The organism is Drancourtella massiliensis (assembly GCF_016900655.1).
GTDB lineage: Bacteria > Bacillota > Clostridia > Lachnospirales > Lachnospiraceae > Sellimonas > Sellimonas catena.
Genome location: NZ_JACJKH010000114.1, coordinates 1 through 388 on the forward strand (window position 1 = coordinate 1; position 388 = coordinate 388).

1 tRNA gene and 1 rRNA gene are annotated in these 388 nt (G+C 46.9%); both read left to right on the forward strand.

What is annotated here, in order from left to right:
* Nucleotides 1-4: 4 nt before the first annotated feature.
* Nucleotides 5-77: transfer RNA gene (locus H6A32_RS15975), tRNA-Ala, on the forward strand.
* Between the two features lie 202 nt (nt 78-279).
* A 23S ribosomal RNA gene (locus tag H6A32_RS15980) occupies nt 280-388 on the forward strand; the annotation flags it as partial.

Sequence of the window (388 nt, forward strand, 5' to 3'; positions counted from 1 at the left end):
ATACGGGGGATTAGCTCAGTTGGGAGAGCGCCTGCCTTGCAAGCAGGAGGTCACGAGTTCGAATCTCGTATTCTCCACTCGGATCGGAAACGGTCCGTAAGATATGAAAATGTACCTTGAAAACCGCATATAAGAACACAAATAGAAATATCAAGACATCCGAGGTAATGTGAACACATTATTGAGAACAACGGCAGATCAAAGGATCTGCACTATCGACCAACACATATCACGCTAGGTATGTGAGACGAGAGATCATCCCGGTCTCAAGTCAAAGTTGGTTATGCTGAAAAGAGCGCAGGGTGGATGCCTTGGCACTAAGAGCCGATGAAAGACGTGATAAGCTGCGAAAAGCTTCGGGGAGGAGCAAATATCCATTGATCCGGAG